This window comes from Candidatus Merdisoma sp. JLR.KK011 (genome assembly GCF_036941125.1).
Lineage (GTDB): Bacteria > Bacillota > Clostridia > Lachnospirales > Lachnospiraceae > Laedolimicola.
In genome coordinates, this window is sequence record NZ_JAYWSZ010000006.1 from 286,358 (window position 1) to 310,743 (window position 24,386).

Sequence of the window (24,386 nt, forward strand, 5' to 3'; positions counted from 1 at the left end):
AAATAGTAATGTTTCTCATATAGATACAAAGGGGGGCCAATGCCAAAGACAAGTTCAAGAAGGCTGCGGAATTATGAGCGTCAGGATTTTAACGCGCTGCTGGGGGAATTAAAAAAGGAGAAGCCTGCAGAAGCGGATTTCCAGGTAAAAACAGAGGAAAAGAAGCAGCCGTCAGAGACGGCCGGCCAAAAGCCGGAGAAGCAGGTATTTTCTTTGTACAGACAGCGGATTTTCAGCAATGAAAATGTAAAATTTATCTACTCGAAAAATGATAGGATCCTTCACGAAAAGCATTGCCAATATGTAAAGGAAATTTCGGACGAAGAATTACAATATTCGGAGTCCTACTTGTCCAATATGCGGCAGTGTCCTGCATGTGCAGCAGAGGCATATCTCCGGATAGGGGCGAAGGATCCGGAATATACAGAACGTTACAAAGAGATTTTTGAACAATGCGGTATCACTTTAAAGCAGTTAAGAAATATGTTCCTTGTGAGAGGTATGAAAACCCGGATATCCGGAAACGGTTTTCTTATCAGCTACAAGGAAGATACCTGGAAAATACAGATTGTTTCAAGGAACGGACATGTGCAGCTGTTACATAACAATTACCGGGTGATTCAGGACGGGCGGCGTCAATTCGTCCGGGGATTTCACGTGCAGAATCCAAACTGTACAGATGTAACCTTTGGATATGCGCTCGGTTTGATACGAAATTATGATTACAGTCCGGAGAATGCCGAAAAGCATACCTTAAGAGGTGAAGACAGCGCATCCGGCAGGAACAAGAATCCGGCAGCAGTTCCAAGTGAAGAAAGAACAGAGGAAGTTCGTAAGCTGCAGGAACAGAGAGATATCAAGGAGCCGATCTGCCAGAAAGAACCTGCGGCAAAGAGACGATGGGAGAGCGTAAAAGCATGGTTTAAAAAATATCTTCGGAAGATGCGCTTCAAAAGTATTTTTTTTATACCATAAAACATACCCGTTCATTCCAAAGACCCAAAATAATCCCTATTTCTGCCGATATATAATTATATGATTTCATACCCGTGTGCTGTGAGGGATATTACGGAACTGGAATAAAAAACAGTAATATCCCTCAAAGTGCACAAATCAATTTACAGACGCATGTTTTTGTGGCTGGAAATTGATTTCACACCTGTGTACTGTGAGGGATATTACGGAACTGGAATAGGAGGGGAACTATGGGATATTACCGCAATACCATTGAGGATTTGTACTCCGGACATTTTAAAAATTCCTACGGAGTAGAGGGAATGTGCGTTACCGGAAGGAACGATTACAAAAAAATCATTGATGTGTCAGACGACATGAAAGAACATGTATTGAAAGAAGTAAAAAAATCGTATTATAAGTACAACGGCATGTCCGGAGGAAACGAGAGGGAGGACGAGGCATATGCCCGGGGGTTGAATGAGTATTACAAAACCCTGGACAGAGAAGACCGGCTTTCCGCAGCCTGGACCCTGGGGCAGCTTAATCTTGAGCTGTCAGGAGCGGTGACTGCCGCAATTCGGGAAAAAGTTCCCGGCTGGCAGGCAGGAGAGCAGATCCCGGAAGGCATGCTGGACGAAATATTTTCAAGCAAGGCCATAGAAACCATTCTCACAAGAAAGCCGGAAGAAGCAAAGGAAGCAAAGGAAGCAAAAGAACCAAAGGAAGATCGCCTCACTCTGGAACAGCCGGGCGGCAGCGAAGTACCGGAGGAAGAAAAGCCCTCCGGAAAAGTAGCCTTTAACCAGGAAAAGCGCTCCAGACAGCTTGCTTCCGCAAAGACAGCTGCCCAGGTGCAAGTGGTGTTAAGCCTTTTGAAGCAGGATCTTGCCGACTGTGAGAACGGACTTGCAAACGACATGTGCGATGAAAATGAAGTGAGAAAAGTAAGGGCTATGCTGCAGAAAGCCAAGGAGCGTATGAGCGAGGTTTCAGGAAAGGGGCAGGAACAGGAAGAAGAGAGCCAGGGAAGCTTTTTGATTAATATGCTGATGTAAAAGAGAAAAATCATGGAATTGTCCCAAGGGGAAGTATTCTATGGATGTGAATACCCCTCGGCAAGCTTGACGCTCCGTCAGCTTGCCGAGGGGTATTTTGACTTCGCAGTGTTCACAGATTCTGCCGCAGCCAGGTTTCTGCTTGCAATCCTGCGCCAGTTTCTATAGAATAGAAAGGGATATTACGGAACTGGAATAAAAAACAGTAATATCCCTCAAAGCGCACAAATCGATTTACAGACACATGCTTTTGTGGCTGGAAATTGATTTCAAACCCGTGTGCTGTGAGGGATATTACGGAACTGGAAAAAACAGTAATATCCCTCAAAGCGCACAAATCGATTTACAGACGCATGTTTTTGTGGCTGGAAATTGATTTCAAACCTGTGTGCTGTGAGGGATATTACGGAACTGGAATAGGAGAAAGAATGAGACTGAAAAATGTACTGCTTGTAGTAGAAGATATAGAGCAATCAAAGCGGTTCTACCACGACCTCTTCGGCCTTAGAACCCTGGCTGATTTCGGCGGCAATGTGGTCTTGACAGAGGGTCTTGCACTGCAGGACAGATCCGTCTGGGAGCGTCTGGTGCAAAAGGAAACCGTCTATGGAGACGGCGATATGGAACTATACTTTGAAGAAAACCATCTGGACGCTTTCCTGGAAATGCTCAATGCTTATCCGGAACCGGTGCGTTATTTTCAAAAGCCTGTGGAACACGCCTGGGGCCAGAGAGTGGTACGTCTCTATGATCCGGACGGCCATGTCATAGAAGTGGGCGAGGCCATGGATTTTGTGGCACGGCGTTTTTATGAAGCCGGAATGTCTCTGGAAGAGGTTTCCGAAAAAACACAGCTCCCTCTTGCCCAAGTGACCGGAATCTGTCAGGGAGAACCGGATACGAAGGAGTAAACAGTAATATAAAAACAGAAAAAGGACAGCCATGATAGAACGAAAAAAACTCATACAATTCTACATCGAACAATACACGGAAGAAAGCAGAAAAAAAGAGAAAAAGATTCCCTGATACACCGACGCCCCAAGCCGGATGAAAAATCTCCAGAAAGCATTGAGAAGGGCCAGGCCCTCCCGTGTACCCATCCAGAATCTGGAAGACTACCACCGTCAGATTAAAAATATGGCTATTTACGCCTATCGGAAAAAAAGAGACGCACTGACCCTTACCATCCAGATAGAGCTGCTTCCCAAGCTGGTAGATCTGGATCTGGGACTTTTGCTGAAAGAACAGAAAGAACGTCTTGACGGAGAATTCTTATCCTACCTGAAGCGGAAGCTTCCTGGAGCCCTCTGCCAGGAGACTCTCTTTACCCTGTACGCAAAATTCCGTCAATACAAAGTGAAAAATAAGATCCTGGAGTTAGTACCTTCCCGGCCGGAAATGGAATTCCCCGAGGTGCGCAGAATGCAGCGCCATTTCATCCTTCACATCGGCCCCACCAACAGCGGAAAAACCTTCCGTTCCCTGGAGCGGCTGAAAACAGCCGGAAAGGGCGTTTACTTAGGCCCCTTGCGCCTTCTGGCCCTGGAGGTCTACGAGCAGATCAATGCCTACGGCGTACCCTGTACTATGCTTACCGGCCAGGAATGCATTGAGGAAGAAAACAGCCGGATCACAGCCTCCACCATAGAAATGGCAGACTTTGACGAAGAATACGACATCGCCGTTATAGATGAGGCGCAGCTGGTAGCAGACACGGACCGGGGCCATTCCTGGACAAAGGCCATCTTGGGGCTGTGCGCAAAGGAGATCCACATCTGCATGAGCCCGGCGGCAGAACCGGCCATGATTCATTTGATTGAGCTCTGCGGCGATGACTACGAGATAGAGCGTTACGAGCGGAAGACAGCTCTGCTCTGTGAAGACAAGCCTTTTGCCTTCCCGGAGGACGTAAAGCCTGGGGATGCTCTCATTGTATTTTCCAAAAAATCCGTCTTGGATGTGGCTGGGCGTCTGGAGGAACAGGGCATAGACGCCAGTGTTATCTACGGCAGCCTTCCCCCGGAAATCCGCCGCCGCCAGATGCATCTTTTCAACAAAGGAAAGACAAGAGTCGTAGTGGCCACAGACGCCATCGGCATGGGCCTGAATCTCCCTGTCCGCAGAATCGTATTTCTTCAGGCCGAAAAATTCGACGGCGTGGGAAGACGCCTCTTGACAGTTTCAGAGGTACGTCAGATAGCAGGCAGGGCGGGGCGGTTCGGCATCTACAACTGCGGCTATGTAAATGCCATGGGAGAGGAAGAGCTGGAATTCATCCGTGAACACTACGAGGCCAAGGAGCAGCCTATCGAGGAAGTCAACCTGGGCTTCCCCCAGCTTCTCCTGGATATCGAGGGCCCCTTGGACGAGATCCTCAAAATCTGGCATTCCGTAACACCGTCCGCCCCCTTCGTGAAGGAAAACATTGACGAAGCCCTGACCCTTTACGAACAGGCAAAAAAATGCCGGGATCAGATAGAGGGCTTTGAGGACAAGCGCATCCTCTACCGGATGATCACCTGCCCTATCGACATCAAGGATCGGAAAGTCGTGTCCCTCTGGCTGTCCTACTGCAAAAACTATACGGCAGACGTATCCTTAGAGCGTCCCAGGCTGGAGTACGGCAGGCGAAAAGGCATCCAGCAGTATGAGACTTACTACAAGCAGCTTGACCTCTACTATCAGTTCTCCCACCGGATGCAGAAGGTCATCGAAGAAGACTGGCTGAACGAAGAGCGGAACCGCACTGAAATGATGATTATGAAATACCTCACCAAGGGAAAAACCGATTACATTGCAAGGTGTCGTTACTGCGGAAAGCTGCTGCCTCTCGGAGCCCAATTCCAAGTCTGCGACAGGTGCTTTCGCCGGAAATAATAAAAAGGCCGGGGGTTTAGGAAAGCGATACAAGAAGCTTGATAAACTCCTGGCAGGTTTTGGTGGAAACCAGGGCCCGGAAGTTTTTATTATCTGAAATAATTTCTGTTACAAGGTCAAAAATATCCCGGAACAGAGGCCGATCCTCTTCCGTAATAGACAGCATCAGCACCAGGTTTACCCGGTTTTGGTTCCATGGAACGCCGGAAGGATAACAAGAGACTGCGATCGCTGTCTTTTTTGAGCACATTTCCATAGGATGGGGCATGGCGATATTGCCAAAAGCACTGGAGCTTATGCGCTCGCGTTCAAAGAGCTTTTCCTTAAAATTTGCCTCCACGTATCCGGCGGCTTCCAATTGATCTGCCATGCAGGAAATGGTATCTTCCCTGGAATAAAAGGCCGGTTGATAATAAAACAGCTCCTCATGGAACAGATATTTTAGTTTTTGTTCCAGAATAGTTTTAATCCGCTGTTTTTTTACTTGTTCAATGGCAGAGGAAACAGCCGCAATATCTGCATTGCGCATCTGATAGGAGATCGGAACAACCGGCACATCCGGCGCAGGCAGAACCGGCATGGTGGAAACGATAAGGTCATAATCCCCATAGGCTGAAAGCTCATCCGGTCCGCTTAAGGCGCCGCAGATTAGGACATTGTCTTCAAAAAGCATATTGATTTTTGCCAGCAGCTTATGGTTAGAGGAGTAGTAGTGAGGGCAGATCAGGAGCAGCTTTACCCGTTCCCGAAAAGCGCGCTGTTCTTCAAACTGCACGCCCAGATGCAGCGCAATATAGGCAATCTCGTCCTCTGAAAGCAGAAATCCCCGTTCTTGCCGGATGATATCAGCGATAAAGACTGAGACGTCATAAATAAACGGGTAAGAATTTTTAATAGAATGCAGCTGTGGATTTTTCAGAGCAATCTGATTTTCCAGACGGATGATCATATTTTTCAAATGCAGAGCAAAGCGAAATAGAAAATCCTGGTTATTCAGATTCAGATAGAAGGTAAGGCGGACCCGTTTCTGAATCACCTCCAGAAGCTTTCGAATATCCTGGGGAAGCATTTCCCGGAGATTGGAACGGTTTTCCGTCTGGCTGTCCCGAATCAGCCTGGTCATCAGCAAAAGAGAGAGATCCAATTTCTCCGAAGCATGATATTCAACATGAAAATGCTGTTTCATTTTTTCAAAAATCCGGTTCATAAGGGAGGTGATATGTGCAGGAAGGGCTGCCAGCTCCCGAAGAGGCTCTTCTTGCTTTGCTTCCCTCATATGCTCCGGCCCGTAGCAGCGTTCCGTTGTGATTCCCACATGGAGGGTAAAATTAAGAAGGGAAAAATCATCAATGTAATAGTGGAACTCCCGCATGCTTTCTGTGACAATCAGACGGATCATGCGCAGATCAATGTCCGGCAGATACTTCTGGATCGCATCCAGATTGCAGCAGAAATCTTTTGTGCTGTCATAAATGATATGAGAAATCATTTTCTTTTTATTCTTTTCATTTCCGTCAATCCAAACCTCATTGTTTTTTGTGCGAAAAACCAGATCAAAAGGGATCAGCTCCTTCTTAAATTTTGCGATTTCATTCGTTAAGGTAAGGGGAGAGATACAAAGCTTTTCCGCAAGATCATACAAATCCATACGCAGGCTTTCAATCAGGAGTTTTTGCATCAGATAAGCTTTCCGTCCTTCAAAGGTCTGTGGAAGGGTGTCCTCAGCCTCATTGAGAAGCCGGAATGCCAGCCCTTTGTCCGACAAAAGAAAGCCTTTCCGGGAAGAAGCGATAAGATCCGGATAGGAAGAATTCAGCTCGGCGATATAGGTCTTGACACTCCGCACAGAACAGCCGACGGCGATTGCAAGCTCTGACGCAGTCATCCATTCCTTCTGATGGTTGAGATAAGACAAAACCTCTGACAGCTTCTTTTTCATAAAATCCTGTTACTCCTTTCCGCAAATCCAGTGTGGCTTCTGTTAGCCTAACCTATTATGGAACATATTATAAAAAACCCGTAAAGAGAAAACAATTTTTAAAATTGCACCCTGGCAGTGCAGGATTGAAGATGGATTCTCCGGCCGGATTCCTTTATGATAAATGCAAGAAGACGGGCCAAAGTCTTAAGCATCCAAAACGGAAGTCCAGCTTAGTGCTGTCGCGCAGCGACTTAGAATAGGAGGAATTTTATGAATGCGGTTGAAAAGAGCATGGAAATCATTGCCTATGGAGGAGAAGGAAAAAGTCTTTCTATGATGGCGATTCAGAAAGCAAGGGAAGGCAGCTTTGAGGAAGCCGGGGAGCTTTTGCGGCAGGCTCACGAAGCCATTGTGAAATGCCACCAGTGTCATAGCGAGCTTTTGTTCTATGATGCGGAACGCCAGGATCTGCAGGTGACTATGCTGCTGGTTCACGCGGCGGATCATTTGACAAGCGCAGATATGACAGAAGCGATGGCGGAAGAAATGATTCATTTATACAAAGCGGTTAGGGAGGAGAAGAAACATGTATAAGATAGCATTGGTTTGCGAAAATGGAGCAAGTACCGGAATGGTGGTAAAAAAGATGATAGCTGCAGCTAAGAGCAAGGGCATTGCAGCGGACATTGCGGCCTATCCCTTTACCCAGATGGAAAATTTCATCCAAGAGAAGGATGCAGTTCTTCTGGGGCCGCAGCTTGCCTTTAAAAAGGACGCAGCCAGAAAAAGCTTTCCGGAATATGCGGAAAAAATTGATACCATTGCGCCTATGGATTTTGGAATGATGAACGGAGACAAAATCCTTGAGGATGCCATAAAGCTTGCAGAGAAGCAATAAAAGAAACGAAGGAGAGAAGAAATGAATAAACTGATGGATAACCTGCAGAGATGGCTGATGCCCTTGGCAAATAAAATCAGCCGGAGTAACTTTTTAAGCGCACTGGGAGCAACCTTCCAAATCCTGCTTCCGGTGATTATGATAGGCTCCTTTGCCTGTCTGGGGGCGTTTCTGGATATTCCGGTCTGGCAGAATTTTGTGAACAGTACTGGACTTGGCCTGGTTTTTATGACCCTCCAGTCATTGACCTTAAGTATTATAACCCTGTATATTGCTTTTGTACTGCCCTATCAATATGCCGGAAAGCTTGGGATAGCGCCGCTGCCCTGCGCAGTTGCCTCTGTTATGTCCTTTCTGCTTCTTACGCCCACGGAGCTGTATACAAACATTCCTGCCCAGTGGCTGGGCTTCCCGGGGCTGTTCACCTGTATGATTTCGGCGGTTCTGGTAGTGAGGCTTCATAAGGTGATGGAGGATAAAGGAATCTATATTCATATGCCGGAAGGCGTTCCGCCTATGGTGGAAGAATCCTTTAAAGCGCTGCTGCCTACTGTTATCAGTGCAGTTGCGGCTATTGCGGTGAGTATGCTGATGGCAAAGACCAGCTTTGGCTGTATACATCAAGTGATTTATAGCTTTATCCAGACTCCTCTGCAGAGTGTCGGCTTATCCTTCCCGGCTTACCTTCTGGTGCAGATATTGTCTACCTTGTTTATGTTCTGCGGCATACATGGAAATTCGATTTTTGGAATTATTTCTCCCCTGACGATGGCTGCTTCAGAGCAGAACCTGGCGGCGCTGGCAGCAGGCAGTCCTCTGCCTAATATTATCATTGATTCCTTCTCTGTGCTCTGCCAGCCAGGGGGGATCGGCGGTACTTTCGGACTGGCTTTTTTAATGGCATTTGCCGGAAAGAGTAAGCGAATGAGGACTTTGGGCAGAATGTCTATTTTACCGGCGGTTTTTGGGATTAATGAACCGATTTTGTTTGGGATTCCGATTATGCTGAACCCACTGCTGATGATTCCATATGTTTTAAATCCGATTATATGCACCACCATCAGTTATTGTTCCATTGCCCTTGGTATTACACCTCGTCTGAGCGGAACCATGGTTAACTGGACGATGCCTCAGTTCGTGTCCGGCTTTTTGGCACAGGGGCTGCCAACGATGCTCCTACAGGTAGTTCTGGTGCTGCTGACCACCTTGATCTGGCTTCCTTTCTTTAAAATGGTGGATCGTCAGATTTGTGAGGAAGAAAAAGGAGTATAATCACTATAGATCAAGAGAGGCCGGCGGCCTCTCTGAGAAAGGAGAAGAAGATGCTGCAGCGGGACTTTTTGTGGGGAGGGGCAGTAGCGGCCAATCAGTGTGAGGGTGCTTACCGTGCGGACGGAAAAGGGATTAGTACTGCGGATTGTATGACGGCGGGAACGGCAGAACGGAAACGGGAGTACACCAGGGGGATTCTTCCGAACAAGTATTACCCAAGCCATGAAGCCATTGATTTTTACCATCATTATAAAGAGGATATTGCTCTCTTTGCGGAAATGGGATTTAAGTGCTTTCGCACTTCCATCAACTGGACACGGATTTTTCCAAATGGAGATGAGACGAAGCCCAATGAAAAGGGGCTGGAATTTTATGACAGGCTGTTTGCGGAGTGTTTGAAATACGGCATCGAGCCGGTGGTGACCATCTCCCATTATGAGACGCCCTATCATTTGGCAGAGACCATCGGAAGCTGGCGCAGCAGGGAGATGATTGGGCATTATCTGAGGTTCTGCAAAACGATCTTCCGGCGCTATCGGGATAAAGTAAGATACTGGATGACCTTTAACGAGATCAATGTACTGGTTTTGAATCCGGAGATGGCGGCCGGAATCCGGCTGGAGGAGGGAGAAGCCTTTTATCCGGTCTTATACCAGGCGGCTCACCACATGCTGGTTGCAAGTGCGGAAGCGGTAAAGCTTGGGCATTCCATCAATCCGGATTTCCGGATAGGGATGATGATGCTTTATCCTGCCTTTTATGGAGAGACCTGTCATCCCCTGGATCAGCTGAAATGTCTGGAAGCTATAGATATCCACTACTTTTTCAGCGATGTGCAGGTGCGTGGGTATTATTCCAGCAAAGGGAAAAAATTTCTGGCCCGAAAGGGTGTGAATCTGAAGAAAGATCCGCAGGATGAGGAGATTTTGAAAAACGGAACGGTAGATTATATCGGTTTTAGCTATTACAATTCCAATGTAGCCTCCCGGCAGCTAGATCGGGACACTACCCCCGGCAACATGATGCATACGATTCCGAACCCTTATTTAAAGGCGTCAGACTGGGGGTGGACTGTGGATCCGGTGGGACTGCGGCTTGCGCTGAACTATCTCTACGATCGCTATCAGATTCCCCTGTTTGTAGTGGAAAACGGTCTGGGAGCCGTAGATAAGGCCGAGGCGGACGGAAGCATCTGCGATTATTACCGCATTGCCTATCTGAGGGAACACATTGCACAGATGAAGCTGGCAGTGGAGGAGGACGGCGTGGAGCTCATGGGCTACACTCCCTGGGGCTGTATTGATCTGGTATCTGCCGGGACAGGAGAGATGAAAAAGCGCTATGGCTTTGTTTACGTAGATATGGACAACGAAGGAAAAGGAACGCTTGCAAGGCGTAAAAAAGCTTCCTTTGCATGGTATCAGAAGGTAATTGCCTCCAATGGAGAGGACTTGGATTAAAGGAGGAGAAGATGAATTTGAAATATCCCCATCTATTTTCACCCATAAAGATTAATTCCATTATGGTGAGCAACCGGATCATTGCAAACCCTATGGGGCAGGTATTCGAAGACAAGGCTCTGGGACGGCCCGGCGTGGTGGTTGCAGGCTCCGTTATTACACAGCCTGGAAAAGCTTCCTGGGAATCTGCAGGCCAGCCCTATGCATTTGACAAATATGAGGTGGAGAAGACACGCCGCCGTATTCTGCTTGCTCACAGAGGGGGAGCCAAGGCTTCTTTGGAAATCGCCCATGCAGGCCAGTATGCCAGAGTAGCGCCAGGGGATTTTGCTATGGGACCTTCCGGCTATTGGAGAGAAGACGGCGTGGAAGTCCGGGAAATGGACGAGGCCATGATGGACGAGGTGGTATCCGGGTATGTGCGGACAGTACAGGATGCACAGGCAGTTGGATTTGATATGATATTTCTGCACTTTGGCCACGGATGGCTGGTGCCGGAATTCCTGTCGCCTTTGTTTAACAAGCGTACAGATACTTATGGAGGAACCATTGAGAACCGCATGAGATTTCCGCTTCGCATTCTGAAAGAGATACGAAAAGCAGCAGGGCCCTATTTTCCCATCGAGATGCGGATCTCCGCCAACGAATACATGCCGGGAGGCATTTCCTTTGAGGATGTGCTGACCTTTGTAAAGGCAGCCCAGGAGTATATAGATGTGGTACAGGTATCCTGCGGCCTGGATATCGAGCATGAAGCCAATGTCTATACTGCCTCTACAAACTTCACAGAGCATATGTTAAATGTAAAATATGCAAAGGTAATCAAAGAAAATGTAGATATACTTGTTTCTGTGGTTGGATCCATAATGAATCCGGATGAAGCAGAGAAGCTTCTGGCTGACGGGATTGTGGATATGGTGGCGCTGGCCCGTCCGCTGGTGGCAGATCCCGACTGGCCGGTGAAAGCGCTGGAAGGAAGGGTGGAGGATATTGTTCCCTGCCTGCGCTGCCTGCAATGCTACCACATTGCCACTAACCGGCGCAATGTGGGCTGCTCCGTAAATCCCCGGTACGCCAACGAGGACTGGGTGCCCCGAAAGCTTCCTAAAGCGGAAACACGCAAAAGAGTCGTTATCATCGGAGCCGGGCCGGCTGGATGCAAGGCTGCATTGACAGCCTGCGAGAGGGGCCACGAGGTTATTTTGCTGGAGAAGCGGGATCATATCGGCGGAGCCATTCATTATGTTGCTATGGAGCATTTTAAGGTGGATATTAAGGCTTATCTGGAATACTTAAAGGTACAGATCGGAAAATCAGCCATTGATTTGCGGCTGAATACCGAGGCCTCACCCAAGCTGATACGCAGCCTTGCACCGGATGTGGTGATTGTAGCTGTGGGAGCGCTGCCTGTAAAGCCGCCGATTCCCGGCATAGACAGTAAAAATGTTATGAGCTTTTATGAAGCTATAGAACATGAGGAGCGCATCGGCCGGAATGTAGTAATCATTGGCGGAGGAACCATCGGCGCCGAGATTGGATTGGAATTGTCCCTTCTAAAAGAAAAGAACGTGACCATCATAGAGATGCTGAATGAACTGGCCGTACAGGGCAATATGCTCTATAAAATCGGTCTGCGCCACAAAATGGGCGAAGCAGAATCCCTTCACGTAATGCTGGAAGCAGGCTGCCGGAAGATTACGGAAGAAGGTGTATATGTAAGGGACAAAAAAGGCGTGGAGATATTCCTGCCGGCAGATACCGTGATAATTGCCGCTGGTGTGCGCGCAGATAGGGCGTTGGCGGAAAGCTTTTATGGGATTGTTCCACAGACTTATATGATTGGTGATTGTGAAAAACCCCGAAAGATTCAGGAAGCAACCATGGAAGGATATACGATAGCAGCGGCAATATGACAGAAAAATAAAATCAAGCGGACATGCAGGCGCCAAGGCGAATCTTTTGTGCAGGAATCCGGCCATTGATTTGTCTCCATACTGTTGCCGATTCTCCGGACAGGTAGTATAATCAAGGTATGCCTATATGCTTAAAAAGATGAGCAAATTAAGGAAACACCCTACGGGTATACCTATATGCTCAAAAAGATGAGCAAACTAAGGAAACACCCTATGGGTATACCTATATGCTCAAAAAAACGAGCAGATCAAGGAAAGGAGAAAAACAGCATGGAACAACTGCTTATTGCCCATGACCTGGGAACATCTGGAGATAAAGCAACCTTATTTACTACAAAGGGGCGGCAGATACGAAGCTATACCGTCCCCTACGACGTTCATTTTTTTAATGGAAATTACGCGGAGCAGGATCCGGAAAACTGGTGGGATGCCGTATGCGACGCCACCAAGGCCGTGCTGGAGGGTGAGGATCCCTCTAAGGTAGCCGCCATGTCCTTCAGCGCCCAGATGCAGGGCTGCCTGGCAGTAGATAAAAACGGCATCCCTCTGCGCGACGCTATCATCTGGGCCGACCAGAGAGCCGTAGAAGAAGCAGAGCACCTGGAAAAGAAGATCGGCGCCAGGCGGATGTATGAGATCACCGGCCATCGGGTTAGCCCAAGCTACAGCATTGAAAAGCTTATGTGGCTGAAAAAGCACGAGCCCGACGTATATGACAAAACCTACAAGATGCTTCAGGCCAAAGACTACATCATTTCCCGGGCCACCGGAAAATTCGTCACCGATTACTCCGATGCATCCGGAACCAACGCCCTGGATCTGCGGAAACTAGAGTGGTCCGAGGAGATTTTAAAGGCAGCCGGCATCGACAAAGACAAGCTTCCCAAACTGAAAAAATCCACGGACATAGCAGGCTATATCGAGGATCGCGTGGCGGGCGAGATCGGCCTTCCAGCGGGAACTCCCGTTGTCTGCGGCGGCGGGGACGGCCCCTGCTCGGCAGTAGGCGCTGCATGTATCAAGGACGGAGAATTCTACCTTACTTTCGGAACCTCTGCCTGGATCGGCGGAACCACTACAGATCCGTTTATTGACGAAGATCAGACCCTGTTCTGCTTCGCCCACGTGATTCCCGGAAAATATATGCCCTGCGGCGCCATGCAGGCGGCAGGAAGCTCTTACTCCTATATCCGCCGGGCCTTATGCGGCGGAGCCCCTTATGATGAGCTGAACAAGATGATAGAGAAATCACCTGCAGGAGCCAAAAACCTTATTTTCCTGCCCTACCTCCTGGGTGAGCGCAGCCCGCGCTGGAATCCGGATACCAGCGGAGCCTTTTTGGGAATCAAGCCTGAGCATGACAAGAAGGATTATGTACGTGCCGTTATAGAGGGGATCGCCATGAATATGGAGCTGATTCTGAAAGCCTACCGAAAGCAGGCCAAGATAGAGACCATGTGTCTCACGGGAGGCGGCGCCAAGGGAGATGTGGTAGCCCAGATTCTGTCGGATGTGCTGAACGTAGAATTTTCTATGCCTGACTGCGTGGAGGAAGCCACAGCCATCGGCGCGGCCGTGATTGCAGGCGTGGGTGTAGGCGTCTTTGACAGCTTCCAGGAAGTGAAGCGTTTCTTAAAGTTTGAGAAAACTGTTAAGCCGGTGAAGGAGCACCGGGAGGACTACGAGAAACTGATGCCTGTATTTGACGAGGCTTATCACTGCATGCTGCCTTTATATAAGAAGATGGCGAAGCTGTAGAGAAGAGCAGGACAATTTGATTTCTTTTGAATGCCGGGGAGTGAAGTTAAGAACGAAAGAAGCTTCCCGGCTTTGTTTTATTCCCACGGACAGTGAGCCAGGCGGACGTGGCCCGATCCATCCCTTCGCTTGGAGGGCTCACTTTGTGCCGCCGTGTCCATTTGACGGCTGCAAGGTCTTTGAATATGCAGTATTTTGGAAAATCTAATAAATAAGAAAAGTAATAAAACGGAGCAACAGAAAAAGACATTTTGCCAATTTACATTGTTTTTTTGGAAAAAGTAGGATAGAATAAGGAATACAATAAAGGATTGATTTTGGACAGAACAAGAAGGAAGGATCTATGAGATTAAAAATTGATAATTTTGCGAAAGTAAAGCATGCTGATATTGTAATAGACGGAATAACGGTTATTGCAGGAGAGAATAATACAGGGAAAAGTACCGTTGGAAAGGTACTTTATTCCACATTCAATTCTTTATATCAAATAGATTCAAAGATTGAGGAGCGCAGAAGAGAAGAACTGCGGATCATATGTGGGGAATATGTGGGAAATGTAGTGGCGTATAGTATAGACAGTAACAAAGACGCCATAGCTTTTCCGCATTTTTTGGGAGGGCGCAGGCAGTCTATTGTGGGAAAAGTCAGTAATGAGATGAGTGATTTTTTGATAGAAATAGATAGAGCGCGCTTTAATAAAGCATTATATCGGGAAGTGGTGCAAAAAGTATGTGAAAAGTATAAGATACAATTATCGGAAAATGATATCGGGGAATTAATAGAGAATTCCTATGAAAGAATTGCATCAAGAAAAATGAATGATGATCATAAAGTGGCGAAGGAATTAATAGAACGCTTTTTTAATCTGTTATTTGACGAGCAGATACAATGTCTCAAAGAACCGGAAGAGAATGCAAAGGTTTGTTTGACAATTAAAGATAAAGATTTAGAGATATGGTTTCAGGAAAATCAATGTATGGATTGGAAAGCAGAGTATTATATTTTACATGAAGCTTTTTTGATTGATGATCCCTTTGTTTTAGATAATCTGACGGATCCTTTCCCAAGTTATTTTATTCAGAGTCTGCACGGACAGCTGTCAGGCCGTTTAACAGAAACGAAAGATGATATTATGACAGGAATTTTTGATGCAGTTCGTGCAAAAGAAAGCTTAAAAGAGATTTATGATGTTCTGGAGCGTGTTACAAAAGGACAGATTTTAAATCAAAATGGTCAATGGGGATTAAAATCAGAACAGTTTAATGAGCCTGTCCATTTTGAAAATCTTTCAGCAGGTTTGAAGTCCTTTGTTCTATTAAAAATGTTGCTGGAAAAAGGTATTTTAAAGGAAAAAGACATTCTGATTCTGGATGAACCGGAGATTCACCTTCATCCGGAATGGCAGCTCGTGTATGCAGAACTTATTGTGCTTTTGCAAAAGAAATTTGATTTAAGCATTGTAGTAACTACTCACAGCAGGGATTTTCTGGAAGCTGTTGAACTGTATTCAAAAAAATATGGTCTTTTTTCAAAATGCAGATTTTATCTGTCTGGTATTGACCAGGGACTTGCTGTTTTTGAAGATGTTACAGATTCGTTGGATAAAATATACAGGCGGTTGGTGACACCTAGTATGCTGCATTGAGAAGAATCCTAAAATATATAACCAGGTTAAAAATCAAGCATTATTGAAACAGAACTATACGCCCCCTTTTATGCAGAGACTGAAAGATTACCTCTTTAAGGATGCCTATGTTTATACAGAGAATTTTTTTGAGGAAGAATTTGTAAAAAAATTTGCCTATTAAAATCAGTAAATGATTTCTGCCTGCCCATAATGGTTCAAAATGGACAGGCAGAATATTTTTTTACTTTGCAAGCAGCATCATAATCTCATTGCTCCGTGCAATGAACTTCGTCATAGCCTCCGGAGCCAGGGGCTTATGGCTGATAAGAGCCAGGTCGTAAAGCTGCTCACAGAATAGGTTCACATGCTCAGAATCGCTGTGATTCAGAATGTACTGTACCAGCTGGTTATTGGCATTGAGCACCAGGGTCTCTCCTGCGCCTCCGAACATATTCGGATCCATGCCGTACATATTGTACATCTTCATCATTTCCTGCATCCGGCGGCTTTCCTCGGAGAGCGTGATCATGGAGGAAATGCTCTCATTCTTGATCTTCTCCACCTTTACATCCAGTTTTTCATTGTTCAGAGCCTTGCGGAAAATCTCAGTAAGGGAGTCAGCCGTTTCCTTCAATTCCTCCTCGGAGACAGTCTCCACAAAATCCTCCGTCAGATCTGCGTCAATCCGCTGGAACTTCACATGCTCATTCTTCATCTCCAGATGAGAGATAAAGGGAGAATCAATATTGTGTTTCAAGATAACGGCATTCTTGCCCTCTTCCTTGAAAAGATTGATGTACTGGCTCTGCTGTACCTCGTCGGTCACATAGAAGATGGTTGTCTTTTCCGGCTCCTTCTCTTCAGCATTATCCTCCTCGGCCTCGTCGGGATTCTCCACCACGTCAACCTCCGGCGCTTCCTCTTCGGGAACCAGATCCTTGATGGTCTGATACTTGCCGTCCAGATCCTTAAAGAGCAGATAATCCATCATCTTCTCGCAGAACTTGTCATCCTTTAAGCAGCCGAATTTGATAAAGGGATTGATGTCGTCCCAGTACTTTTCATAATCCTCCCGTTCGGTCTTGCACATTCCCGTAAGCTTGTCGGCCACCTTCTTGGTGATGTAATCGGAAATCTTCTTCACAAAGCCGTCATTCTGCAGGGCGCTTCTGGAAACGTTGAGGGGCAGATCCGGACAGTCAATGACGCCCTTCAGGAGCATCAGAAATTCCGGAATCACTTCCTTAATGTTATCTGCGATAAATACCTGGTTGTTGTACAGCTTAATGGTGCCTTCAATGGAATCGTACTCTGTGTTGATCTTGGGGAAGTACAGAATTCCCTTTAAGTTAAAGGGATAGTCCATGTTCAGATGAATCCAGAACAGAGGCTCCTTGTAGTCCATAAATACCTTCCGGTAGAACTCCAGATACTCCTCCCTCGTGCACTCATTGGGGTGCTTCGTCCAAAGGGGGGACGTATCGCTGAGGGAAACAGGCCGCTTATTGATCTTCACACGGTCTCTGGCCGGAGAGATCTCCTTCGTTTCCTTTGTACCATCCTCGTTTTCCACTTCCTCGGTTTTGGCTTCCTCGTGGATGCGCTCCACCACTACGTCGTCATCCTTCAAATCCGCCTCGTCGATGGTCTCGTACTCCTGCTCGGCATTTGCCTTCTCCAGGAAAATCTCTACCGGCATAAAGGAGCAGTATTTGTTAATAACCTCCCGGGCCCGGTACTCATTGGCAAATTCCAGGCTGTCCTCATTTAAGAACAGGGTGATCTCCGTACCCACCTCTGTGCGGCTTCCCTCGGACATCTGATATTCCGTGCCGCCGTCGCACTCCCAATGCACCGGCTTGGCATCCTTCTGGTAGGAAAGGGTATCAATGTGAACCTCGTCCGCCACCATAAAGGCAGAGTAGAAGCCCAGCCCAAAGTGTCCGATAATCTGATCCTCATTGGTCTTGTCCTTATATTTCTCCAGAAAATCCGTGGCGCCGGAGAAAGCGATCTGGTTGATGTACTCCTGTACCTCGTCCGCAGTCATGCCAAGGCCCGTGTCAATGAATTTCAGCGTTTTTTCCTCCGGATTCACTACCACCCGGACTGTATTCTTGAAATCCTCGGGATAAGTATACTCACCCATGAGATCGAGCTTTTTCAGCTTGGTAATAGCGTCGCAGCCGTTGGAGATAAGCTCCCGGAAAAAAATGTCGTGGTCGGAATAGAGCCACTTTTTGATAATTGGAAAAATATTTTCGCTGTTAATGGAAAGGCTTCCATGCATTTCAGCCATAAATGTTCACTCCTTTGTATGTGTTTTCGTATTCTGACACATATTGTAATATGGGGGAAATAAAAAGTCAATAGAAAATCAGCACTCTTTCAATGTGAGTGCTAACAAATTTCTATAAACTTTCTAAAATTTCTCTAAATTTGGGAGAAACAGGGATACGAAAGAAAGGGTTGATAAATTTAAAAAAAATTAATAGAAATCCACTGGATTTGCGTAAAAGTAGGTGTTAAGATATAAAATGGTAAAAACATGAAGAACTACAGGGACCGGTGTGTCGAAGCAGCTTTACCCTTTCGTGCTGTCGCGCAGCGGCTTAGAATAGGAGGAACAGGGTGAAGCAGAGTAGGAAAGGTGCTCTGTATCTGCTTTTGGCAGTGGCCCTTTTAGCAGGATATATATTAAATCTGCAGCAGAGCAGATCCCCGGGCAGTGAGGACTTTCCGGCGGTGGAATGGATTCGGGCACAGGAGCGCTCCGATGTGGGAGCAATTGAACAGGCCCTTCTAAAGAGGGATCAGGAGAAAGCCGCAGAACAGCTTAAGGAGACGGCGGCAGAAGAGACAGAGGAGAAACCAATGGACAAGCAGAGCCTGCGCCGCAGGCTTGGTTCTGCTGTCATTGTAGGCGATTCTGTGGCAGAGGGATTTCTGGATTATGAATTTCTGGAAGCAGACTGCGTTATAGCAGAAAAGGGATTGCGGGCGGACGCGGCAGGCGGGGAGATACAAAAGGCCCTGGATCTGCAGCCCACACAGCTTTTTCTGTCCATAGGGCTTAACGATCTGGAGTACTGCCAGGGAGACAGCGGACGGTTCGTCCGATACTACCGGGAGCGGATTCAGGAGATACGGGAAGTGTTTCCGGAGCTTCCCATCTATATCAACGGGATTCTTCCCATTCTGCCGGAAGCAGTGGAGAAAAAGGCGGAACTGGGATATGTGGACGAATTCAACGAGGCTTTGCAGCAGATGTGCGAGGAGCTGGGCCTTACCTTTATTGACAGCAGCGATCTGCTAGAGGGCAGAGAGGAATGGTATCAGAAGGATGCCATACATCTGAAATCACAGTTTTATCCCCTGTGGCTCAATCGGATGGAAGAAACGGCAGGACTATAATGAACAGATGGGATATTTTACTAAAGCTGGCCAAGGTTTTGCTGGCCGGCCTGCTGGTTGTGATGCTGGCAGGCCTTATACGGGGAAGCGCGTGGAACCCGGACTTTGGCACGTTGGAAGCGCATGTGGAGACGGAACTGAATCTGTCCTGTATGCGGCAGGGGGACGAGCAGCTTCTTCGGAGGCTCTACGGGTTAAATGCCGGAGAGCTGAAGCACTGGGTTCTCTATACAGCCCAGGACAACATGGATGTGGAGGAGCTGCTTCTAGTGGAAGCGGCAGAGGAGGGACAGGTATCCCAGATCCGCCAGGCCATAGAGAAGCGGGTAGAAACACAGAAGAATAATTTTGAGGGTTACGGGCCGGAGCAGCTAAAGCTTATTGAAGGGTATGTGCTTTGGGAGTCAGATCCCTATCTGCTTTTTGTAATTTCGGAAAATGCAGAGGCGGCCAAATCCGGATTCGTAAAGGGCTTGTATGAATAACAGAAAAAACCTTAAGGAAAGGTAATAAGTCGTGGTTTTCAGCAGTGTATTTTTTGTCTGTACATTTCTTCCGGTGACGATTGCGCTGTACTACCTGGCGCCTCACCGGATGCGCAACGGGATTCTGCTTCTGGCAAGTCTCTTTTTCTATGCCTGGGGAGAGCCTGTATATCTTTTTTTGATGCTGTACAGCATTTTATTTAACTATGTTATCGGGATTGACATTGCCAGGAAAAAAGCAAAGGGCAAAAAGGCTGGCGTCAGTCTGTTTTTTGGCGTCCTGGTAAATCTTTTGATGCTGGGATTTTTTAAATACTATGGATTTGCGGCGGAGAATATCGAGGCAGTGACGGGATGGCAGCTTCCGCAGCTTTCCCTGCCTCTTCCCATCGGACTGTCATTTTACACCTTTCAGTCCCTTTCCTATCTGATAGACGTGTACTGGGGAAAGGCTCAGTGCCAGAAAAATATTCTCTCTTTCGGGCTTTATATTTCTATGTTTCCCCAGCTGGTGGCAGGGCCCATTGTCCAGTATGCGGACATTGACGCCCAGCTGAAAGACCGGGAAGAATCTATGGATAAGTTTGGCCAGGGCGTCCAGTATTTTATCTGGGGGCTGGCAAAAAAGGTGCTGCTGGCCAACAATCTGGGGGCGGTTCACGAGGCGGTGACTGCGCTGCCCTCCCTGTCGGTGCTCTCGGCCTGGGTGGGCGCTCTGGCCTATACCTTTCAGATATATTATGATTTCAGCGGATATTCCGATATGGCCATTGGGCTGGGGAAGATGTTCGGCTTTGAGCTGAAAGAGAATTTCGCCTATCCCTACTGTGCGCGCAGCATCACGCAGTTCTGGCGCAGATGGCATATTTCCCTGGGTTCATGGTTCCGGGAATACGTCTATATTCCCTTGGGCGGCAACCGTACCGGCGTGCTCCGCCACATTTTCAATCTTTTGATTGTATGGGCGCTGACGGGACTCTGGCATGGGGCCAGCTGGAACTTTGTAGTGTGGGGGCTTTATTACGGAGTCCTTCTGATTGTGGAAAAATACCTGCTCAAGCGAAAGACAGAGAGCATTCCCATTCTGGGAACCATGTATGCCATGCTGCTTGTAGTTGTGGGGTGGGTGTTCTTTTTCAGCCCGACCCTGAAAGGGGCCTTCGGATACCTTGGGACTATGTTTGGAGCGGGGGCAGCCAGTATTACAGACGATGCAGGCATGTATTACCTGCTCACCAGCCTGGTGCTGTTCTGGTTTTCCTGGATTTTTTCGGTGCCTGCGGCTTCGCGGATTTCCAGAGGATATATGGAGCGTCCCGGCAGGCTGACGCCGCTTTTGATTGCGGTTCATATGGGAATTTTTCTGACGGCGGTTGCCTACCTGATTCATGATACCTACAATCCATTTTTATATTTTCGATTTTGAGGAGCTGAAATACGAAGTTGAGACGAAGAAGAGGGAAAAAAGAGTTTTCTGCCTATTCCTGGCTGGGCCTGCTGTTTTTGCTGTGCTTAATCTCCTTTGGAGCGCTGAACCTGCTCTGCGAGGATCGGGTATTTTCCGAGGCGGAGAACCGTTATCTGGAGCAGCGGCCCGTCCTGCGTATTGCAGGAATTATGGACGGGAAGTTTATGAGCAACTATGAAAAATATCAGACGGATCAGTTTTTTGCCCGTGATTCCTGGATCAAATTCCGCTCCGGCGCAGACCGTTTTCTTGGGAAAAACGAATCCGGGGGTGTATACCTGGGAAAGGATGAGCAGCTTTATGAGAAGCCGGCCAAGCTTAAGGAGCAGGTGTGGATCAATCTGGACGCCATACAGTCCTTTGCAGGCAGGTATTCCGGGACAAGTATGTATCTGCTTTTGGTTCCGGGGGCGGCCGGGGTGAATCCGGAGGGACTGCCGGCCTTTGCTCCGGTGGAGAACCAGGCGGAGCAGCTAAGTGAGATCAGCGGGTATCTCAACGGAACAGTCCGGGAAATTCCGGTTTATAAGACGCTTCGGGAGCACCGAGGGGAATATCTGTATTACCGGACGGATCACCACTGGACGACGCTGGGGGCCTGGTATGCTTTTGAAGAGGCCCAAAAGGTGATGGGGCTTGGACAGATTGCGGAAATGACGGCTTATCCTGTGACAAACCGGTTCCAGGGGACGCTTGCTTCCAGAAGCGGCTACCAGGTGCCTTCGGATACCATTTCCATATACTGGCCTAAGGCAGAGGAGCAGCTTGTGGTGACCTATGTGGAGGAGCAGAAAAAATCCCCCTCCCTGTATGCCTCTAAGAAGCTGGAGAGCCGCGACAAATACGGCGTGTTTCTGGACGGGAACCACCCTGTGGTAAAGATACGCACCATGGCAGAGAGCGACAGGAGCCTTCTCCTTCTGAAGGATTCCTATGCAAACTGTTTTGTGCCGTTTCTGACTGCTTCCTTCCGGGAGATTGTGCTGGTGGATCCCCGGTATTACTATGGGGATCTGAATACGCTTATGGAGGAGCAGGAATTTACGGATATTTTGTTTTTATATAACCTCAATACCTTTTTGGAGGACGATGTGCTGCATTTTGTGCTGGAAGAACCAGAGCAGAATCCTACAGAAGGGTAAAAGATACCTCCTGACGGAGCAGAAACTTCTGAACCATCTGATCCCAGGAATGCTCCAGGGATTTGTCCATGGTGAAAAGGGTTAAGGCTGTGGCAGTGGTGCAAAAAAGGCCGGAGGAGTCGTAGCGGACATTGAGAAACAGGCCGCTTATGTCCTGTGGGGAAAAGGCGCTGCCGGTTTGTTCCAGAAGCTTTTCGGTATTTTCACCGGAGAGCTTGAAGGTAAAGCGGAAGTTAAGCGGGGTGCGTTTCCCCTTTATCAGATCCAGGCAAAAGGGGCGGAGCTCCTGCCAGCGGGAAAAACGGCGGCCCAAAAGGCCGAGAGCCTCCTGCTCTTCCTTTGTGTAGTAGCCGGGCTTTATCTCTCCGTCTATATGAAAGGTATTGCAGGTGGTGACGGTGCCTTCTACTAAGAGGAAGGCATCAAAATCAGGCTTAAGAAGAAGCTTGTTCATAAAGGACTTGATGTCCTCGATCTGCAGTGAAATCATAGAGTACCTCCTGGGTGCTGTCAGTGCCAAGGCCGGCCGGCATGGGTCTTATGCTTTCCCGGCATTGGACGGTAGTGTTTTCAGTATACATGGAAATAAGGAGAAATGCAATCGGGGCAGGGAGTGAAATTGTGAAACTGTTTGGCTCGCATTACTGGTCACGGAGTGAACAGTAACTGGCTTGCTGCTTGCAGGAATAAAGAAGAAAGGCAGGGTATAGAAGATGAAAACAAATACATATGCAAAGGAATTGCTTCAGCTTGTGGAGGAGGGGACATCGCCCTTTCATGTGACGGCCAGTGTGGAGAGGCAGCTTGTGAAGGCAGGCTTTACAAAGCTGTCTATGAGACATGACTGGAGCCTTGACAATGGAGGCAGATATTATGTGGTGCATAATGACTCCAGCCTGATTGCCTTTACAGTCGGAAAGAAGCTGCAGTTTGGGGATTCTTTCCGGATTGCGGCGGCTCATACGGACTTTCCGGGGCTTCGTGTGAAGCCCTCTCCGGAGATTGCTAAGGACGGCTACCGGCAGCTGAATGTGGAGGTGTACGGAGGAGCTATTTTGAATACCTGGCTTGACAGGCCTTTGTCTGCGGCCGGAAGGGTGGTGCTGCGAAAGGATGACATTTTTCACCCGGAAGTGCGTCTTGTAGATTTCCGGAAGCCCTTTCTGACGATTCCTAATCTGGCTATCCATATTAACAGGGATGTGAATAAGGGCGTGGAGCTGAATAAGCAGACGGACATGCTGCCTGTCCTGGGGCTGGAAGGCGAGGAGAAAGACGAGAAGTTTTTCCTGAAGCATCTGGCTTGTGAGCTTAAGGCGGAGCCGGAGGATATTCTGGAGTATGAGCTTGGGCTTTATAATACGGATACCGGGGCTCTTCTGGGGCTTTCGGAGGAATTCATCTCCGCTCCCAGGCTTGACAATCTGACTTCGGTGCAGGCGGTGGTAAGCGGCCTGATTTCCGGGCAAAGGGAAAATGGCTTTAATGTGGGGGCTTTTTTTGACCATGAGGAGATTGGAAGCCGCACGAAGCAGGGGGCCGGCTCGGTGCTTTTGCCGGCGGTCCTGGAGCGGATTCTCTTGTCTTATGGGAGAGGGAGGGAGAAGTTTTTTGAGAGTTTTTCGGACAGTATGCTTTTGTCGGTGGATGTGGGGCATGGGCTTCATCCGAATAAGGCGGATAAGAATGATCCTACAAATAAGGATATTTTGGGAAAGGGAATTTGCATTAAGGAGGCCAGCGGACAGGCTTATGCTACGGACTGTGAGGCTGTGGCGGTGGTGCAGCAGATTTGTGAGGCGGAAGGGATTCCTTATCAGAAGTTTGTGAACCGATCAGATGGAACCAGCGGAAGTACCCTTGGCTCCATTGCTTCTGCGTTTTTTCCGGTTAAGACGGTGGATGTGGGAGTGCCGCTGCTGGCGATGCATTCTAGCAGGGAACTGATGGGGACGGAGGATCAAGGGAGCCTGGTTCGGGCGGTGAAAGCTTTTTACTCGCTATAAGGCGGACGTTCAGCCAGTCTGCGGCGGAATCTGCCCTTGGGCTTTTCCATATCTGTGTTCGGACGGTTCACGTACATGCTGTCTGCTCTTGGCGGACTAACGTTTGGGATTTTGATAGGCTGCGCCTGTTGGG

Annotated in this window: 20 protein-coding genes; 17 read left to right on the forward strand and 3 right to left on the reverse strand. The window is 48.0% G+C overall.

The window, feature by feature from the left end:
* Positions 1–39 precede the first annotated feature (39 nt).
* The 5 genes from VV089_RS24810 (at position 40) to VV089_RS24830 (ending at position 4,889) form a co-directional block, all read left to right on the forward strand.
* Positions 40–975, forward strand: a complete 936-nt coding sequence (locus VV089_RS24810) for a hypothetical protein (protein ID WP_334337800.1) — start codon at positions 40–42, stop codon at positions 973–975.
* A gap of 230 nt (positions 976–1,205) precedes the next feature.
* Positions 1,206–2,012 carry a DUF3879 family protein gene (locus VV089_RS24815; RefSeq protein ID WP_334337801.1) on the forward strand — a complete coding sequence of 269 codons (807 nt, stop codon included), beginning with the start codon at positions 1,206–1,208 and terminating at the stop codon, positions 2,010–2,012.
* A gap of 12 nt (positions 2,013–2,024) precedes the next feature.
* Positions 2,025–2,180, forward strand: coding sequence for a hypothetical protein (locus VV089_RS24820; protein ID WP_334337802.1), 156 nt, complete (start codon positions 2,025–2,027; stop codon positions 2,178–2,180).
* A gap of 260 nt (positions 2,181–2,440) precedes the next feature.
* Entirely contained in the window at positions 2,441–2,923 is a 483-nt protein-coding gene (locus tag VV089_RS24825) for a VOC family protein (protein ID WP_334337803.1), read from the forward strand.
* Between the two features lie 136 nt (positions 2,924–3,059).
* Positions 3,060–4,889: an SUV3 family DEAD/DEAH box RNA helicase gene (locus tag VV089_RS24830; RefSeq protein ID WP_334337804.1), complete on the forward strand. Its 1,830-nt coding sequence runs from the start codon at positions 3,060–3,062 to the stop codon at positions 4,887–4,889.
* A 16-nt stretch (positions 4,890–4,905) separates the two neighbouring features.
* On the opposite strand, the gene VV089_RS24835 is transcribed toward VV089_RS24830, so the two are convergent.
* On the reverse strand, positions 4,906–6,828 hold the full coding sequence (locus tag VV089_RS24835; RefSeq protein WP_334337805.1) for a BglG family transcription antiterminator: 1,923 nt from the start codon (positions 6,826–6,828) through the stop codon (positions 4,906–4,908).
* 252 nt (positions 6,829–7,080) lie between these two features.
* On the opposite strand from VV089_RS24835, the gene VV089_RS24840 reads away from it, so the two are divergent.
* From VV089_RS24840 to VV089_RS24870, 7 genes are all read left to right on the forward strand, one after another.
* Positions 7,081–7,404, forward strand: coding sequence for a PTS lactose/cellobiose transporter subunit IIA (locus VV089_RS24840; protein ID WP_334337806.1), 324 nt, complete (start codon positions 7,081–7,083; stop codon positions 7,402–7,404).
* Complete coding sequence (locus VV089_RS24845; protein ID WP_172542687.1) at positions 7,397–7,708, forward strand: PTS sugar transporter subunit IIB; 312 nt, start codon at positions 7,397–7,399, stop codon at positions 7,706–7,708. Before VV089_RS24840 ends, VV089_RS24845 begins: the two co-directional genes overlap by 8 nt.
* A 21-nt stretch (positions 7,709–7,729) precedes the next feature.
* The gene (locus VV089_RS24850; RefSeq protein WP_334337807.1) at positions 7,730–8,980 is read left to right on the forward strand and encodes a PTS sugar transporter subunit IIC; all 1,251 of its coding nucleotides are present in this window, start codon (positions 7,730–7,732) and stop codon (positions 8,978–8,980) included.
* Positions 8,981–9,030: 50 nt separating this feature from the next.
* Complete coding sequence (locus VV089_RS24855; protein WP_172542689.1) at positions 9,031–10,440, forward strand: 6-phospho-beta-glucosidase; 1,410 nt, start codon at positions 9,031–9,033, stop codon at positions 10,438–10,440.
* 11 nt (positions 10,441–10,451) lie between these two features.
* Complete coding sequence (locus VV089_RS24860; protein WP_334337808.1) at positions 10,452–12,353, forward strand: FAD-dependent oxidoreductase; 1,902 nt, start codon at positions 10,452–10,454, stop codon at positions 12,351–12,353.
* Between the two features lie 270 nt (positions 12,354–12,623).
* Entirely contained in the window at positions 12,624–14,111 is a 1,488-nt protein-coding gene (gene xylB / locus VV089_RS24865; RefSeq protein ID WP_172542690.1) for a xylulokinase, read from the forward strand.
* A gap of 343 nt (positions 14,112–14,454) precedes the next feature.
* The gene (locus VV089_RS24870) at positions 14,455–15,756 is read left to right on the forward strand and encodes an AAA family ATPase (protein WP_334337809.1); all 1,302 of its coding nucleotides are present in this window, start codon (positions 14,455–14,457) and stop codon (positions 15,754–15,756) included.
* Positions 15,757–15,979: 223 nt separating this feature from the next.
* Here the strand turns inward: VV089_RS24870 and htpG are convergent, their stop codons facing one another.
* On the reverse strand, positions 15,980–18,037 hold the full coding sequence (gene htpG, locus VV089_RS24875; RefSeq protein WP_334337810.1) for a molecular chaperone HtpG: 2,058 nt from the start codon (positions 18,035–18,037) through the stop codon (positions 15,980–15,982).
* A 332-nt stretch (positions 18,038–18,369) separates the two neighbouring features.
* Here htpG and VV089_RS24880 point away from each other — a divergent pair, with 332 nt between their 5' ends.
* The 4 genes from VV089_RS24880 to VV089_RS24895 are packed head-to-tail and all read left to right on the forward strand — an operon-like array spanning position 18,370 to position 22,247.
* Positions 18,370–19,152 carry a GDSL-type esterase/lipase family protein gene (locus tag VV089_RS24880; protein ID WP_172542694.1) on the forward strand — a complete coding sequence of 261 codons (783 nt, stop codon included), beginning with the start codon at positions 18,370–18,372 and terminating at the stop codon, positions 19,150–19,152.
* Positions 19,152–19,637: a DUF4358 domain-containing protein gene (locus VV089_RS24885; RefSeq protein ID WP_172542695.1), complete on the forward strand. Its 486-nt coding sequence runs from the start codon at positions 19,152–19,154 to the stop codon at positions 19,635–19,637. Before VV089_RS24880 ends, VV089_RS24885 begins: the two co-directional genes overlap by 1 nt.
* A gap of 31 nt (positions 19,638–19,668) precedes the next feature.
* Entirely contained in the window at positions 19,669–21,063 is a 1,395-nt protein-coding gene (locus tag VV089_RS24890; protein ID WP_172542696.1) for an MBOAT family O-acyltransferase, read from the forward strand.
* 17 nt (positions 21,064–21,080) lie between these two features.
* Positions 21,081–22,247 (forward strand): DHHW family protein, encoded by a 1,167-nt coding sequence (locus VV089_RS24895; RefSeq protein ID WP_334337811.1) that lies wholly within the window; start codon positions 21,081–21,083, stop codon positions 22,245–22,247.
* Here the strand turns inward: VV089_RS24895 and VV089_RS24900 are convergent.
* On the reverse strand, positions 22,234–22,737 hold the full coding sequence (locus tag VV089_RS24900) for a DUF5721 family protein (protein WP_334337812.1): 504 nt from the start codon (positions 22,735–22,737) through the stop codon (positions 22,234–22,236). The two genes, VV089_RS24895 and VV089_RS24900, sit on opposite strands and share 14 nt — an antisense overlap.
* A gap of 223 nt (positions 22,738–22,960) precedes the next feature.
* Here VV089_RS24900 and VV089_RS24905 point away from each other — a divergent pair, with 223 nt between their 5' ends.
* Positions 22,961–24,253: a M18 family aminopeptidase gene (locus VV089_RS24905; RefSeq protein ID WP_334337813.1), complete on the forward strand. Its 1,293-nt coding sequence runs from the start codon at positions 22,961–22,963 to the stop codon at positions 24,251–24,253.
* Positions 24,254–24,386: the final 133 nt, after the last annotated feature.

What these genes read in the sequence shown, in the direction of transcription:
- VV089_RS24825 (WP_334337803.1), top strand. Translation starts at nt 2,441, where the DNA reads ATGAGACTGAAAAATGTACTGCTTGTAGTAGAAGATATAGAGCAATCA.
- VV089_RS24810 (WP_334337800.1), top strand. Translation starts at nt 40, where the DNA reads ATGCCAAAGACAAGTTCAAGAAGGCTGCGGAATTATGAGCGTCAGGAT.
- VV089_RS24860 (WP_334337808.1), top strand. Translation starts at nt 10,452, where the DNA reads ATGAATTTGAAATATCCCCATCTATTTTCACCCATAAAGATTAATTCC.
- VV089_RS24905 (WP_334337813.1), top strand. Translation starts at nt 22,961, where the DNA reads ATGAAAACAAATACATATGCAAAGGAATTGCTTCAGCTTGTGGAGGAG.
- VV089_RS24830 (WP_334337804.1), top strand. Translation starts at nt 3,060, where the DNA reads ATGAAAAATCTCCAGAAAGCATTGAGAAGGGCCAGGCCCTCCCGTGTA.
- VV089_RS24850 (WP_334337807.1), top strand. Translation starts at nt 7,730, where the DNA reads ATGAATAAACTGATGGATAACCTGCAGAGATGGCTGATGCCCTTGGCA.
- VV089_RS24870 (WP_334337809.1), top strand. Translation starts at nt 14,455, where the DNA reads ATGAGATTAAAAATTGATAATTTTGCGAAAGTAAAGCATGCTGATATT.
- VV089_RS24815 (WP_334337801.1), top strand. Translation starts at nt 1,206, where the DNA reads ATGGGATATTACCGCAATACCATTGAGGATTTGTACTCCGGACATTTT.
- VV089_RS24900 (WP_334337812.1), bottom strand. Translation starts at nt 22,737, where the DNA reads ATGATTTCACTGCAGATCGAGGACATCAAGTCCTTTATGAACAAGCTT.
- VV089_RS24885 (WP_172542695.1), top strand. Translation starts at nt 19,152, where the DNA reads ATGAACAGATGGGATATTTTACTAAAGCTGGCCAAGGTTTTGCTGGCC.
- htpG (WP_334337810.1), bottom strand. Translation starts at nt 18,037, where the DNA reads ATGGCTGAAATGCATGGAAGCCTTTCCATTAACAGCGAAAATATTTTT.
- VV089_RS24835 (WP_334337805.1), bottom strand. Translation starts at nt 6,828, where the DNA reads ATGAAAAAGAAGCTGTCAGAGGTTTTGTCTTATCTCAACCATCAGAAG.
- VV089_RS24845 (WP_172542687.1), top strand. Translation starts at nt 7,397, where the DNA reads ATGTATAAGATAGCATTGGTTTGCGAAAATGGAGCAAGTACCGGAATG.
- VV089_RS24855 (WP_172542689.1), top strand. Translation starts at nt 9,031, where the DNA reads ATGCTGCAGCGGGACTTTTTGTGGGGAGGGGCAGTAGCGGCCAATCAG.
- VV089_RS24840 (WP_334337806.1), top strand. Translation starts at nt 7,081, where the DNA reads ATGAATGCGGTTGAAAAGAGCATGGAAATCATTGCCTATGGAGGAGAA.
- xylB (WP_172542690.1), top strand. Translation starts at nt 12,624, where the DNA reads ATGGAACAACTGCTTATTGCCCATGACCTGGGAACATCTGGAGATAAA.
- VV089_RS24820 (WP_334337802.1), top strand. Translation starts at nt 2,025, where the DNA reads ATGGAATTGTCCCAAGGGGAAGTATTCTATGGATGTGAATACCCCTCG.